Source organism: Halioglobus sp. HI00S01 (assembly GCF_001635445.1).
Lineage (GTDB): Bacteria > Pseudomonadota > Gammaproteobacteria > Pseudomonadales > Halieaceae > Halioglobus > Halioglobus japonicus.
Genome location: NZ_LWEE01000186.1, coordinates 1 through 220 on the forward strand (window position 1 = coordinate 1; position 220 = coordinate 220).

The 220-nt window shown below is 51.4% G+C and carries 1 protein-coding gene; it reads left to right on the forward strand.

The window, feature by feature from the left end; translation table 11 throughout:
• On the forward strand, positions 1 to 220 hold a 220-nt coding region (locus A3709_RS15780), incomplete at both ends, for a response regulator (protein ID WP_156507805.1).

A 220-nucleotide genomic window follows, 5' to 3' on the forward strand; every position in this document is an offset into this window, starting at 1 on the left:
TCCGAAGAATATTAGTTGCGGAAGACAACCTAGCAGATGCCGAACTCATCAAAGAGATGCTGAACCGCGCATTCCCGCAGCATCTGGAAGCTTGCTTTGTCACACGCCTAGACGATACTTTGGCAGCCATAGAGCGCAATGTGTTTGACATACTACTACTCGATCTCGGCCTCCCTGATCACCAGGGTGTCGACAAGATCGACGACATCAGCAACCGCGT